General features: G+C 64.5%; 8 protein-coding genes. 7 read left to right on the top strand and 1 reads right to left on the bottom strand.

Going from position 1 to position 14,023, the window contains the following annotated elements; translation table 11 throughout:
* The first annotated feature begins 125 nt into the window (after window positions 1–125).
* Window positions 126–2,453, top strand: coding sequence for a Tex family protein (locus C8D77_RS03810; RefSeq protein WP_109659446.1), 2,328 nt, complete (start codon window positions 126–128; stop codon window positions 2,451–2,453).
* On the opposite strand, the gene C8D77_RS03815 is transcribed toward C8D77_RS03810, so the two are convergent.
* Complete coding sequence (locus C8D77_RS03815; RefSeq protein ID WP_109659448.1) at window positions 2,454–3,365, bottom strand: LysR family transcriptional regulator; 912 nt, start codon at window positions 3,363–3,365, stop codon at window positions 2,454–2,456.
* A 150-nt stretch (window positions 3,366–3,515) separates the two neighbouring features.
* Here C8D77_RS03815 and C8D77_RS03820 point away from each other — a divergent pair, with 150 nt between their 5' ends.
* The 6 genes from C8D77_RS03820 to C8D77_RS03845 all read left to right on the top strand — a co-directional run bounded on the left by C8D77_RS03820 (window position 3,516) and on the right by C8D77_RS03845 (window position 13,930).
* The gene (locus C8D77_RS03820) at window positions 3,516–4,712 is read left to right on the top strand and encodes an acyl-CoA dehydrogenase (RefSeq protein WP_109659451.1); all 1,197 of its coding nucleotides are present in this window, start codon (window positions 3,516–3,518) and stop codon (window positions 4,710–4,712) included.
* 250 nt (window positions 4,713–4,962) lie between these two features.
* Window positions 4,963–8,322 (top strand): transglutaminase family protein, encoded by a 3,360-nt coding sequence (locus tag C8D77_RS03825; protein ID WP_109659453.1) that lies wholly within the window; start codon window positions 4,963–4,965, stop codon window positions 8,320–8,322.
* A gap of 6 nt (window positions 8,323–8,328) precedes the next feature.
* The gene (locus C8D77_RS03830) at window positions 8,329–10,740 is read left to right on the top strand and encodes a circularly permuted type 2 ATP-grasp protein (protein ID WP_109659455.1); all 2,412 of its coding nucleotides are present in this window, start codon (window positions 8,329–8,331) and stop codon (window positions 10,738–10,740) included.
* A 3-nt stretch (window positions 10,741–10,743) separates the two neighbouring features.
* Window positions 10,744–11,628, top strand: coding sequence for a transglutaminase family protein (locus tag C8D77_RS03835; RefSeq protein WP_109659457.1), 885 nt, complete (start codon window positions 10,744–10,746; stop codon window positions 11,626–11,628).
* A gap of 145 nt (window positions 11,629–11,773) precedes the next feature.
* On the top strand, window positions 11,774–12,712 hold the full coding sequence (locus C8D77_RS03840; protein WP_109659459.1) for a glycosyltransferase family 2 protein: 939 nt from the start codon (window positions 11,774–11,776) through the stop codon (window positions 12,710–12,712).
* 111 nt (window positions 12,713–12,823) lie between these two features.
* The gene (locus tag C8D77_RS03845; protein WP_109659461.1) at window positions 12,824–13,930 is read left to right on the top strand and encodes a DNA topoisomerase IB; all 1,107 of its coding nucleotides are present in this window, start codon (window positions 12,824–12,826) and stop codon (window positions 13,928–13,930) included.
* Window positions 13,931–14,023: the final 93 nt, after the last annotated feature.

The raw sequence follows: 14,023 nt of genomic DNA on the forward strand, positions 1-14,023 counted from the left end.
CTAGCCAGGCCACCACATTAGCGTACGCTTTCCTGTGGACCCGCCGGGCTGATCAAAGCGCGGCGGTTGGCGGACCGGACGTCTGCGCTTAGGGTCGCCGCTCTTTGGAAAAGAGCAGGAACGACATGGCATCCGATATCAAGCGCATCGCAGCCATCATCGCGGCCGAGATCAGCGCGCGGCCCGAACAGGCGGCGGCGGCGATCGGATTGCTGGATGAAGGCGCGACGGTGCCGTTCGTGGCGCGTTATCGCAAGGAGGTGACCGGCGGGCTGGACGACACGCAATTGCGCGACCTTGCCGAACGGCTTTCCTATCTGCGCGAACTCGATGCGCGCCGCGACACTATCCTTGGCTCCATCCGCGAGCAGGGCAAGCTGACTGCGGAACTCGAGGGCAAGATCGTCGCCGCCACCACCAAGGCGGAGCTGGAAGACATCTATCTGCCCTACAAGCCCAAGCGCCGCACCAAGGCCGAAATCGCCAGGGAGCGCGGGCTGGGGCCGCTGGCCGAAGCCATCTTGGCGAACCGCTCATTGGTGCCTGCTGAACTGGCGCTGGCCTATCTGACCGAAGAGGTGGTCGATGCCAAGGCAGCACTTGAGGGCGCGCGCGATATCCTGTCGGAACAATTCGCCGAGAATGCCGATCTGGTCGGCAAATTGCGGACCTACATGAAGGAACGCGCCTTCATGCGGGCCAGGGTGGTCGACGGCAAGCAGGAGGCCGGCGCGAAATTCTCCGATTATTTCGACCATGTCGAGCGCTGGGCGAATGTGCCGAGCCATCGCGCGCTGGCGATGCTGCGCGGCCGCAACGAGGAAGTGCTGTCGCTCGACATCGAGGTCGATGCCGACGACACCTCGCCGGTGAAGCCGGTCGAGCGGATGATCGCCAATGCCTATGCCATCGGCGGCAGCCTGCCGGGCGACCGCTGGCTGATGGAGGTCGCCGGCTGGACCTGGCGCATAAAACTGTCGCTGCACCTGACGCTCGATTTGATGCGCGACCTGCGCGAGCGGGCCGAAGAAGAGGCGATCCATGTCTTTGCCCGCAATCTGAAGGATTTGCTGCTGGCGGCCCCCGCCGGGTCGCGTGCCACGATGGGGCTCGATCCCGGCATCCGCACCGGCGTCAAGGTGGCGGTGGTCGACGGCACCGGAAAGGTGCTGACAACGACGACGGTCTATCCGTTTCCGCCCAGGAACGATGTGCGCGGCACGCAGGCGGAACTCGCCAAGCTCATCCGCCTGCACAAGGTCGAGCTGATTTCGATCGGCAACGGCACCGGCAGCCGCGAGACGGAAAAGCTGGTGGCGGACATGCTGTCCGACATGCCGGCGGACGGTGGCCCGAAGCCGCTCAAGGTGATCGTCAGCGAGGCGGGCGCCTCGGTCTATTCGGCATCTGCGACGGCGGCGGCGGAATTCCCGGGTCTCGACGTGTCGCTGCGCGGCGCCGTGTCGATCGCCCGGCGCCTGCAGGATCCGCTGGCCGAACTGGTCAAGATCGAACCCAAATCGATCGGCGTCGGCCAGTATCAGCATGATGTCGACCAGTACCGGCTCGGCCGCTCGCTGGAAGCGGTGGTCGAGGATGCGGTCAACGCCGTCGGCGTCGACCTCAACACCGCCTCGGCGCCACTGCTGGCGCGCGTCTCCGGCCTTGGCGCATCGCTCGCCGACGCCATCGTTGCGCATCGTGATGCGACCGGTCCCTTCGCCAGCCGGAAGGATTTGCTCAAGGTGCCGCGGCTCGGGCCGCGCGCGTTCGAGCAAAGTGCCGGCTTCCTGCGCATTGCCAATGGCAGCGAGCCGCTCGATGCCTCGTCGGTGCATCCGGAAGCCTATGGCGTGGCGAAGAAGATCGTCGCCGCCTGCGGGCGCGATGTGCGCTCGTTGATGGGCGACAGTGCCGCGCTCAAGGCGCTCGATCCGCGCGTCTTCGTCGATGAGCGGTTCGGCCTGCCGACGGTGCGCGACATCCTGGCGGAGCTGGAAAAGCCTGGCCGCGACCCGCGTCCCGGCTTCAAGACGGCGACCTTCGCCGACGGCATCGACGACATCAAGGATCTGAAGCCCGGCATGCTGCTCGAAGGCACTGTCACCAATGTCGCCGCCTTCGGCGCCTTCGTCGATATCGGAGTGCACCAGGACGGTTTGGTGCATGTCTCGCAATTGGCCGATCGCTTCATCAAGGATGCGCATGAGGTGGTCAAAGCCGGCGACGTGGTCAAGGTGCGCGTCGTCGACGTCGACATCAAGCGCAAGCGCATAGCGCTTTCCATGCGCAAGGATGGCGGCGAAGGCGGCGCATCGAAGGGCGGCGGGCCTCGCGACAATGGTGGCGGCAGGCCAGCGCCACGCTCGTCGGCGCCACAGCGCCAGCCGGAACGGCCGGCGCAGCAAGGCGCGTTCGGTGCTGCCTTGGCGGATGCCTTGAAGCGGAAGTAGCTACCACGCCAGAACAGCCGGCTCCCTCTCAACCTGGCCCAGCAGCCAGTCGCGAAAGCTGGCGACCGGCGGATGGCCGCGCTTGTCGTGCGGGACGACGAGATAGTAGGCGCTGCGGCTTTGCATGGGGTGGCCGGGCGCCGGCACCAGTTGGCCGCGCTGCAATTCGCCGGCGATGAGGAGCAGCGGCAGCAGCGCCACGCCAAGCCCCGCCATGCAAGCCTGGGCAGCGGTGCCGAACTGTTCGAACTGCATGCCCGGTCCGGTCGGCGCGCTGAGGCCCTGATGCTCGAACCATTCAGTCCAGGCGCCCGGCCGCGTCGCCATGTGCAGCAGCGGCAAGCGGCCGATGTCGGCCGGTGAGGCGATGGCGCGGCCGGCGAGGAATTCGGGCGACACGACCGGCGCCACCGTTTCGCGCACCAGCAGTGTCGAGTCGGCCTCCGGCCAGTCCGGCAGGCCATAGTGGATGGCGGCGTCCAGCCGCTCCCTGGTGAAGTCGAAGCGGCCGACACGGGTGACGAAGTTGATGGTGATGTCAGGATTGTTTTCGACGAAATCGGGGATCATCGGCATCAGCCAGCGCGTGCCGAAGGTCGGCAATATGGCAAGGTTCAGGATGCCGCTATGCCGATTGCTCATCAATCCAAGGGCTGCGTCACGCAGTTGGCCAAGCGCTGACCGCACCGCTTCGGCATAGATTTCGCCTGATGTCGACAGCCTGACATTGCGGCTGTCGCGTTCGAACAGCCGGCGGCCGAACTGATCTTCCAGCAATCTGATCTGCCGGCTAACGGCGCCCTGGGTCAGATCCAGCTCCTGGGCGGCGGCGGTGAAACTGCCGAGGCGAGCCACCGCCTCGAAGGCGGCAAGGGCGCTGATGTTGGGCAAAAGGCGGCGCTGGACACTCATGATCCATTCCTAACGCTCATTGATCGGTGAAGCAATTTCGTTTGATTTTTTCAGGGCGCAGGCCGATAAGCCGGGCCAAGATTTTGCTTCATGCATGTCATCCCAAACCGCTGACACTTTTGGGCGACATACACTGGTTGGGAGAACACCATGGCCGCCGACAAGAATGCATTCGTCTGGGAAGACCCGTTCCTGATCGAGGACCAGCTTTCGGAAGACGAGCGCATGGTTCGCGACGGCGCGGCGGCCTTTGCCGCCGACAAGCTGGCGCCGCGGATCGAGGACGCCTATCTCAACGAGACCTTCGACACCGCGATCTTCCGCGAAATGGGCGAGGCCGGTCTGCTCGGCATCAACATCCCCGAGGAATTCGGCGGGCTCGGCGCCAATTATGTGACCTATGGGCTGGTCGCGCGGGAAGTCGAACGTGTCGACTCGGGCTATCGCTCGATGATGTCAGTGCAGTCGTCGCTGGTGATGTATCCGATCTACGCTTATGGCTCGGACGAGCAGCGCAAGAAGTACCTGCCCAAGCTCGCCAGTGGCGAGTGGATCGGCTGTTTCGGCCTGACCGAGCCGGATGCCGGCTCCGACCCGGGTGGCATGAAGACGCGCGCCGAGAAGACCGCCAACGGCTACAGGCTCTCCGGCTCGAAGATGTGGATTTCCAACGCGCCGGTCGCCGATGTGTTCGTCGTCTGGGCGAAATTGAAGGGCGAAAACGGCAAGGACGAGATCCGTGGCTTCGTGCTGGAAAAGGGCATGAAAGGGCTTTCGGCGCCGAAGATCGGTGGCAAGCTGTCGCTGCGGGCTTCCATCACCGGCGAAGTGGTGATGGAAGGCGTCGAGGTCGGCGAGGATGCGCTGCTGCCCAACGCCAAGGGCCTCGGCGGACCGTTCGGCTGCCTCAACCGGGCCCGCTACGGCATTTCCTGGGGCTCGATGGGTGCGGCGGAAGATTGCTGGCATCGTGCCCGCCAGTATGGCCTCGACCGCAAACAGTTCGGCAAGCCGCTGGCCGGCACGCAGCTTTACCAGAAGAAGCTCGCCGACATGCAGACCGAGATTGCGCTCGCGCTGCAGGCATCCTTGCGCGTCGGGCGGTTGCTGGATGAAGGCAAGATGGCGCCGGAAATGATCTCGATCGTCAAGCGCAACAATTGCGGCAAGGCGCTCGACATCGCCCGCCAGGCCCGCGACATGCATGGCGGCAACGGCATCCAGATCGGCTACCACGTGATGCGCCATGCGCAGAACCTGGAGACGGTCAACACCTATGAGGGCACGCATGACGTGCACGCGCTGATCCTGGGACGGGCGCAGACTGGCATCCAGGCGTTCTTCTAAGCTGTGTCGATATTCAGGTGAGGCCGGCCTGCAAACGGTGGCTTCCTGCGCTTCCGGTGCTCACGTACGAAAAGTACGCTCCGCTCCGGTTCTCGGAAGCCACCATTTTCGACTCGGCCTGAGCTGAATCTCAACACACCTTAAGCCGGCAACCGTTGCTTAATTAGGTGCACCGCAACATCTCTGCTTGGAGAATGGCCGCCAGATGTGTCAGGGTTCGGCGGATTGAAACGCCGACTTCCGGGGCACCATGGCAATTCTGGCAGCCGTCTATCACCTGACCCACTACAAATACGATCGGCCGGTGGTTCTCGGCCCCCAGATCATCAGGCTGCAGCCGGCGCCGCATTCCCGCACCAAGGTGCTGAGCCATTCGCTCAAGGTCGAGCCGGCGAACCATTTCGTCAATCTGCAGCAGGACCCCTACGGCAACTTCCTTGCCCGTTTTGTCTTTCCGGAGCCGGTGACCGAGCTGAAGATCGAGGTCGACCTCGTTGCCGACATGACGGTCTACAATCCGTTCGATTTCTTCGTCGAGCCGTCGGCCGAGGCGTTTCCGTTCGAGTATCCGGAAGAAATACGCGACGATCTCGCCATCTATCGCACCCCGGAACCGGCCGGACCGCTGCTGTCGACCCTGCTGAAGACCATTGACCGCAGCGCTGCCAATACCGTCAATTTCCTGGTCGACCTCAATGCCCGGCTGCAGCGCGAGATCGCCTATATCGTGCGCATGGAAACCGGTGTGTTCTCGCCGGAGGAAACACTGGCTGCCGCCAAGGGATCGTGCCGGGATTCGAGCTGGCTGCTGGTGCAGATCCTGCGCAATCTCGGTATCGCCGCGCGCTTCGTCTCCGGCTACCTGATCCAGCTCAAGCCCGACCTCGCCGCGCTCGACGGCCCGCCGGGAACCGCGGTGGATTTCACCGACCTGCACGCCTGGTGCGAGGTCTATCTTCCCGGAGCCGGCTGGATCGGCTTCGATCCGACATCGGGTCTGCTCACCGGCGAAAGCCATGTGCCGCTGGCAGCGACGCCGCATTTTCGCAATGCTGCTCCGATTTCCGGCATGGCGAGCTTCGCCAATGTCGAATTCGGCTTCGAGATGCGAGTCGATCGCATCGCCGAACATCCGCGCATCACCAAGCCATTCTCGGATGAAAGTTGGCAGGCGCTCGACGCGCTCGGCAACAAGGTGGATGCCGCGCTTGCCGCCGGCGATGTGCGGCTGACCATGGGCGGCGAGCCGACCTTCGTGTCGATCGACGATTTCGAGTCGGCCGAATGGAACACCGCCGCCGTCGGCCCGACCAAGCGCGAAAAGGCTGATGAACTGATCCGAAAACTGCGTGAGCGCTTTGCGCCGGGAGGCTTTCTCCACTACGGCCAGGGCAAATGGTATCCGGGCGAAAGCCTGCCGCGCTGGACCTTCTCGCTCTACTGGCGCGCCGATGGCCAGCCGGTGTGGAGCGACCCGTCGCTGATCGCCCGCGAAAAGAGCGAGGCTGATATCGGCCCGAAACAGGCCGAAAGCCTGCTGACCGCGATTGCCGGTGAACTCGGCATCGACAAGACCATGGTCAGCGAAGCCTATGAGGATCCGGCCGAGTGGCTGCTCAAGGAAGGCAAGCTGCCGGACAATGTTGATCCCTCTAACTCCAAGCTGGAGGACCCCGAAGAACGCAGCCGCATGGCAAAAGTCTTCGAACGCGGGCTGACCAAACCGTCCGGCTATGTGCTTCCCGTCCAGCGCTGGAACAGCCAGGCGTCGGGGCCGCGCTGGCGCTCGGAAAAATGGAAGACGCGGCGCGGCCGGCTGTTCCTGGTGCCCGGGGATTCACCGGTCGGCTACCGCTTGCCCCTCGGCACGTTGCCCTATGTACCGCCGGAGCAGTTTCCTTACATCGTGCCGGTCGATCCGTCGCTGCCACGCGGCCCGCTGCCCGCGCGCGAAGCCATACTGCCCTCCGCTGCTCCGGCCGAACTGGAAGGCGCCGATGAGATGGCGCGCCGCCAGCAGGCGGTGTCCTTCACGGCGGCGACCGGCCAACAGGACCGGGTCGAGCAGGAGATCACCGAGATCGGCGGCGCGGTGCGCACCGCACTTTCGGTCGAGCCGCGTGATGGGCGGCTGTGCGTGTTCATGCCGCCGGTCGAGGCGCTGGAAGACTATTTGGAATTGGTTGCGGCGGCCGAGAACGCGGCAAAGGCGATCGGTCTTCCCGTGCATATCGAGGGCTATGGCCCGCCGCACGATCCACGTCTCAACGTCATCCGCGTGGCGCCCGACCCCGGCGTCATCGAGGTCAACATCCATCCGGCGTCCAATTGGCAGGATTGCGTTGCGACGACGACGGCGATCTACGAGGAGGCGCGGCAGACGCGGCTTGGCGCCGACAAGTTCATGATCGATGGCCGTCACACCGGCACCGGCGGCGGCAACCATGTCGTGGTCGGCGGCGCGACGCCCAATGACAGTCCGTTCCTGCGCCGGCCGGACCTGTTGAAGAGCCTGGTGCTGCATTGGCAGCGGCGTCCCTCGCTGTCCTACCTGTTCTCGGGCCTGTTCATCGGCCCAACCAGCCAGGCGCCGCGCTTCGACGAGGCGCGTCACGATTCGCTCTACGAACTCGAGATCGCGATGGCGCAGGTGCCGCATCCGGACCAGGGCGCGGCACCCTTGCCCTGGTTGGTCGACCGGCTGTTCCGCAATTTGTTGACCGACGTCACCGGGAATACGCACCGTTCGGAAATCTGCATCGACAAGCTGTTCTCGCCGGACGGACCGACCGGCCGGCTGGGGTTGGTCGAGTTCCGCGGCTTCGAGATGCCGCCCAACGCCCGCATGAGCCTCGCGCAGCAACTGCTTGTTAGGGCGATCATTGCCCGCGCGTGGAAGAGCCCGCTCGACGGCCGCTTCGTGCGCTGGGGCACGTCGCTGCACGACCGCTTCATGCTGCCGCATTACGTATGGGCCGATTTCCTCGACGTGCTCGACGACCTCAAGCTCAACAGCTTCGAATTCAGGCCCGAATGGTTCGATGCCCAGCTCGAATTCCGCTTCCCGTTCTGCGGCGAGGTTCAACACGCTGGCATCAAGCTGGAACTGCGGCAGGCGCTCGAACCCTGGCATGTCATGGGCGAGCAAGGCGCGATCGGCGGCACCGTGCGCTTCGTCGATTCCTCGGTCGAACGGCTGCAGGTCAAGACTGAAGGGCTGAACCCGGAGCGCCATGCGGTCGTCTGCAACGGCCGTGTCGTGCCGATGAAGGTGACGGACAACCGCGAAGTGGCGGTGGCGGGCGTCCGCTTCAAGGCCTGGCAACCGGCATCGGGCCTGCATCCGGCGCTGCCGGTCAACACGCCGCTGGTGTTCGATATCTATGACCGCTGGTCGGGCCGTGCGGTCGGCGGCTGCGTCTACCATGTCGCTCATCCCGGCGGGCGCAATTACGATACCTTTCCGGTCAATGGCAACGAGGCGGAAGCTCGGCGGCTCGCCCGCTTCGAACCGCGCGGCCATACGCCATCCGCCTATGTGATCCATGAGGAACAACCGGCGGAAGATTTCCCGATGACCCTTGACCTTCGGCGGCCGGCAAGACTCTGATCAGTGATGGCAAAGGGGAATCACAAGAGGGTACGCGGCAAGCCGCAGATCCACAGCCTGCTGGAGCACTACCAGCCGATCGACGGCGTCGTCGACGAGATGGTCGATGCGTCAGGCAATCCCCGCCCGGTCTGGAAGCACTTCATCGAAGCGCTCGACGAGCTGGGGCCTGAGAAACTCGGCCAGCGTTTCGCCCGCGCCGACCAGTATCTGCGCGACGCCGGCGTCTACTACCGCGTCTACGACAAGGCCGGCGCCAATGAGCGCGAATGGCCGCTGGCGCATGTCCCGGTTCTCATCGAGGAGAGCGAGTGGGCTGCGATCAGCGCCGGCCTCGTGCAGCGCGCCGAGTTGTTCGAGGAAACCATCGCCGATATCTACGGACCCAACCGGCTGGTCGAAAAAGGTATCCTGCCGGCGGGGTTGATCGCGGCCAGTCCGGAATATTTGCGGCCCGTCGTTGGCACCAGGCCGGCCGGCGGCCATTTCCTGCATTTCTGCGCCTTCGAGCTCGGCCGCGGGCCTGATGGCCAGTGGTGGGTGCTGGGCGATCGCACCCAGGCGCCGTCCGGCGCCGGTTTCGCGCTGGAGAACCGCGTCGCCACCACACGTGCGCTGTCCGATATCTATGGCGAGATGCATGTGCATCGCCTTGCCGGCTTTTTCCGCCGTTTTCGCGATGCGCTGATCGGCATGGCCAAGGAAACCGATGGCCGCGTCGCCATCCTGACGCCGGGGCCGCTCAACGAGACCTACTACGAACATGCCTACATCGCCCGTTATCTCGGCATCATGCTGCTCGAAGGCGAGGATTTGACCGTTTCCGGCGGCCGGCTGATGGTGCGCACGGTTTCCGGCCTGATGCCGATCAGCGTGTTGTGGCGGCGGCTCGATGCCGCCTTTGCCGATCCGCTCGAACTGCGCCCGGATTCGCAGATCGGCACGCCGGGCCTGGTCGAGGCGATCCGCCAAGGTGCGGTTGCGACCGTCAATGCGCTGGGCTCCGGTCTGATGGAGACGCGCGCGCTGCTCGCCTTCCTGCCCAAGATTTCACGTGCTTTGCGGGGCGAGGAATTGCTGCTGCCAAGCGTCGCGACATGGTGGTGCGGGCAAGCAACCGAACGCGCGCATGTGCTGGCCAATATCGATCGCATGGTTATCGGGCCGGCGCTGTCGACGAGACTTGCCTTCGAGGATGACGAACAGACGAAGCTCGGCTCGGCGCTGTCCGCCGGCGAGCGGGCGGAGCTGGTGGCGCGCATTGAACGCTATGGCGGCGACTTCGTCGGCCAGGAAGCGGTGACGCTTTCGACGACGCCCGTCTATGTCGGCGGCTGGCTGGAGCCGCGGCCGGCGAGCCTGCGCGTCTATCTGGCGCGCACGCCGGACGGCTGGACGGTGATGCCGGGCGGTTTTGCCCGCGTCGGCCTGTCACTCGACCCGACGGCGATCGCCATGCAGCGTGGCGGCCAGGCAGCGGATGTCTGGGTTGTCAGCGACAAACCGGTAGAGCGCGAGACGCTGTTACCGCAAGAAGGCGACAGCTTTACCCGCACTAGGCCCGGCAGCCTGCCCAGCCGTGCGGCGGAAAACCTGACCTGGCTCGGCCGTTACATCGAGCGCTCCGAAGACACGGTGCGCATCCTGCGCGCCTACCATGTGCGGCTGGCCGAGACCTCCGACCCGGACATGCCGCTGCTCGCCGACATCAGGGATTATCTCGAACCTTTCGGCATCGACGTCGAGACGGCGATCCCGTCAGGATTGATCGGTACGCTGGATAGTGCGGTCTACAGCGCCGGGCAGATCCGCGACCGCTTCTCGCCCGATGGCTGGCTGGCGCTGAAGGACCTGTCGAAGACCATCCATCAGTTCGCAACGACGGTGGCGCCTGGCGACGACGCGACCCGGGCGATGACGGTCATTCTGCGCAAGCTTGCCGGCTTTTCCGGCCTGCTGCACGAGAACATGTACCGCTTCGCCGGCTGGCGCTTCCTCGAGATCGGCCGCCGGCTGGAGCGCGGCATCCAGATCGCCCGCACACTGTCGCGGCTGACCAGCGCCAAGGCGCCGGACGGGGCGCTCGACATGATGCTGGAGATCGGCGACAGCGTGATGACCCACCGCCGGCAATATCCGGTGCAGGCCGGCCGGCACACGGTGATCGATCTCCTGGCGCTCGACCCGCTCAATCCGCGCTCCATCCTGTTCCAGCTCGAAAGGCTGAAGGCCGAGATCGGCCTGTTGCCGCCGCTCGGCGGGGAGGGGCACATGTCGCCGGCGGCGAAAGAGATCCTGCAGCTCAACACCCAGATCGCCATCAAGGAGCCTTCGGATATGACGGCAAAGGCGCTGGACGAGCTCGCCTACGAAATCGGCGGCCTCTACAACAGCCTTGCCAAAGCCTATTTCGGATAACGCATGCTCTACGATATCAGGCTTCATCTCCACTACGACTACGCTGCTGCTGCTGGCGGCGGTCGTCATCAAGTGCGGGTACTGCCGTCGACGATATCGGGCGTGCAGCGTGTCATCGCCGCATCCTTGTCCTTTGCGCCGGCGCCCAGCGAGCGTTCCGACTTTTCCGATTTCTTCGGCAACAACGTCACCTCGATCGCCTTTCGCGGCGCGCATGACGCGCTCGACATAAGGATGAGCGCACGCGTCTCGGTGTCGCGGCCCGAGCCCGGGCTCGACGTGTCGCCCGATATTGGCCGGCTCAGGCAGGAGCTCGCCGCGGTGCGGTCGCTGGCGCCTGATACACCGCACCATTTCCTGACGGCCAGCACCCATGCCGGTATCGATGGTGCGATCACCACCTACGCGCGGGACAGCATAGCCGGCTCTGCCGCCGGCACGGCCATGAACCTGTGCAATCGGATCCATCGCGATTTTACCTATGACGGCGAGGCAACCACGGTGCGGACCCGGGCCAGCGATGCCTTCAAGCTGAAGCGCGGCGTCTGCCAGGACTTTTCGCACATCATGATCGCCGGCCTGCGCGGGCTCGGCATTCCGGCTGGTTATGTCAGCGGATTCCTGCGCACCATCCCGCCGAAAGGCAAACCCCGGCTGGAAGGCGCCGATGCCATGCATGCCTGGGTCAAGGTCTGGTGCGGACGCGATGCCGGCTGGCAGGAATTCGATCCGACCAACGGCATGCGGGCCAGCAATGACCACATCACGGTCGGTTACGGCCGCGACTATTCGGACGTGGCGCCGATCGTTGGCGTGCTCAAGACCACTGGGGGACAGGTCGGCGAGCAAGCTGTCGATGTCATTCCGGTCGTGCTCGAAAAGGCCTGAAAGCAGGCCGCACCCGTAGCGGTTTCTTCGCAGCAACTCCGGATGGACAAGACTGCTTCTCAAACACCGATGTGGCCGCTAATCTGCATTCGTTTCGAAGTGGACGATAATTGTATTCTTAAGCGCGTGGCGCGGGGTTTCTGTATTGAGAGCGATCAGTGTCGTCATTCCTGCCTGCAACGCGGCGGCGACCATCGCGGCGACGCTGGCGTCGCTTCGCAGCGAGGCCGAGATCATCGGCGAGATCCTGCTGGTTGACGATGCATCGACCGACGGCACGGCAACTGTCGCGCAGGAGGCCGCGGCGGGACTGTCGTTGCCGTTGCGTGTGCTGCCGGCCAGTTGCCGCGATGCCGGCGATGCCCGCAATGCGGCGCTGGTGGAGGCGGCCCATCCCTGGGTATACCTGATCGATGCCGACGACCTGCATCTGCAAGGCGGATTGCGCTCGCTGCTCCGGAAGGCGGAGGAGCAGCCGAAAGCCGATATGATCGTGGGCGCCTACCGGCGACGGGTGAACGGCCAGGATCGACAGATCAAGGTGCCAAACGGCTATCGGGCTGCGTGCCTGGCAAACGCTTCGGCCTATGTGAAAGGCGACATACGGTCGGTCGCCGTGGGCAGCGTCCTGGCATCCCGATCGCTGATCGGCGAGACGAGATTCCCGGTCGGATTGGCTTATGACGAGGATACGCTGTTCTGGGCGCGGCTGATGAGCAAGGCATCGCTGGCCATGGTTTCGCAACCCGTCATGGTCTATGAGGTTTCGCCGGTGCGTTCCGACGATCGCTTTGCGATCAACCCGGTACGGCGCTTCCTGGATTGGCGCCGACAATTGCGCACGCTTACCGACTGCAACATCCCGATGTCGGCGCTCAAGACCAGGGAAGGGCTTGTCGCCCTCAAGATCGCCCGGGTCCACTATGCGCGCGGCGATCTGGACACCGCGGCACGCTTCCTGGCGGTGGCAGCGGCCGCGCCGAAGCGGCGCTCGGAAGCCTGGCGCTGCCTGCGCTACAGGTTCAAGCTTGCGGCGCGGCGGCGTTTGTCCGCGCAGTCGATCCAGCTGCAAGGCGCTCTGTAGGCGCCAGCCCCCCCGGGACCAACACTACTTCGCCGCCACAGGCTTTTCGGACGGCGTGTGGAACCAGCAATCTACCAACAGCTTATCTACGGATATTTGTGTGGAGCTGACATGCTGCAAAAATCCGGATTGTCGCCCGGCCGGCCGGCTGACGAAGACGTTGGGCCGAAAAATGGCGCGCCGAAGAACGAGGCGCAAAGCTCGGCCGATCATGCGTCGCTCACCTATGTCAGCGATGCCGAGCCCGGTATCCGGCGGCTAAAGACGGGCAAGGGTTTTTTCTACAAGGGTCCGGACGGGCGGGCGGTTCCAGGCGCCACCAGGGCGCGCATCGAGGCGATCGTCATTCCGCCGGCCTGGACGGATGTGTGGATTTCGCCCGACGCCGACGGCCATATCCAGGCAACCGGGAGGGACCAGCGCGGACGCAAGCAATACCGCTACCATCCCCAATGGGCCGAAGAACGCGACGGCGCCAAATATTCGAGCCTTGTCACCTTTGCCGAAAGCCTGCCGGACCTGCGGCGCAGGATCGACAGCGATCTGCGCCGTCGCGGCCTGCCGCTCGAGCGTGTCGTCGCCGCGGTCGTCTGGCTGCTTGACAACACGATGATCCGGGTCGGCAATTCCGCCTACGCTCGCGACAACAAGAGTTTCGGGCTGACCACATTGCGCGACCGCCACGTCGATATCGTCGGCTCAAGCCTTCGGTTTGCCTTCAAGGGAAAGTCCGGCAAGGAGTGGAAGCTGAAGCTGATCGACCGCCGCATCGCTGGAATCGTGCGTGGCGCGCAGGACCTGCCTGGCCAGAAGCTGTTCCAGTATCTCGATGAGGACGGCGACAGGCGGCCGGTCCGCTCCGAGGACGTCAACCGCTATATCCGCGATGCTACCGGCGATGCGTTCAGTTCGAAGCATTTCCGCACTTGGGGCGGCACCATCCATGCAGCCTCGCTATTTGCACAGACGGAATTGCCGCAAAGCCAGGCGCAGCGAAAGCGGCTGATGAACAGCGTCATAGACAAGGTTGCCGAGCGGCTGGGCAACACGCGTGCCGTCTGCCGCAAATGCTACATCCATCCGCAGGTCTTCGACGCCTGGTCAGAGGGGCGATTGCTGGACGAAATGGCGCAGGCCAACAAGCGCAAGCGCTCCATCGATGGTCTCGATGACGAGGAAGCTCTCGTGCTGCGATGGCTGAAGATGCGCGGAAGCTGACTGGTGGCGACCGGCGGTCGCCAAATCCGCCGCATCGGGATTTTTTTATCGACGTCGTGTCGGGATCGGTCTTACTGTTTCGTCCTTTGACAG

It is taken from the genome of Mesorhizobium loti (assembly GCF_003148495.1).
GTDB lineage: Bacteria > Pseudomonadota > Alphaproteobacteria > Rhizobiales > Rhizobiaceae > Mesorhizobium > Mesorhizobium loti.

What these genes read in the sequence shown, in the direction of transcription:
- C8D77_RS03815 (WP_109659448.1), bottom strand. Translation starts at nt 3,365, where the DNA reads ATGAGTGTCCAGCGCCGCCTTTTGCCCAACATCAGCGCCCTTGCCGCC.
- C8D77_RS03810 (WP_109659446.1), top strand. Translation starts at nt 126, where the DNA reads ATGGCATCCGATATCAAGCGCATCGCAGCCATCATCGCGGCCGAGATC.
- C8D77_RS03820 (WP_109659451.1), top strand. Translation starts at nt 3,516, where the DNA reads ATGGCCGCCGACAAGAATGCATTCGTCTGGGAAGACCCGTTCCTGATC.
- C8D77_RS03835 (WP_109659457.1), top strand. Translation starts at nt 10,744, where the DNA reads ATGCTCTACGATATCAGGCTTCATCTCCACTACGACTACGCTGCTGCT.
- C8D77_RS03825 (WP_109659453.1), top strand. Translation starts at nt 4,963, where the DNA reads ATGGCAATTCTGGCAGCCGTCTATCACCTGACCCACTACAAATACGAT.
- C8D77_RS03845 (WP_109659461.1), top strand. Translation starts at nt 12,824, where the DNA reads ATGCTGCAAAAATCCGGATTGTCGCCCGGCCGGCCGGCTGACGAAGAC.
- C8D77_RS03830 (WP_109659455.1), top strand. Translation starts at nt 8,329, where the DNA reads ATGGCAAAGGGGAATCACAAGAGGGTACGCGGCAAGCCGCAGATCCAC.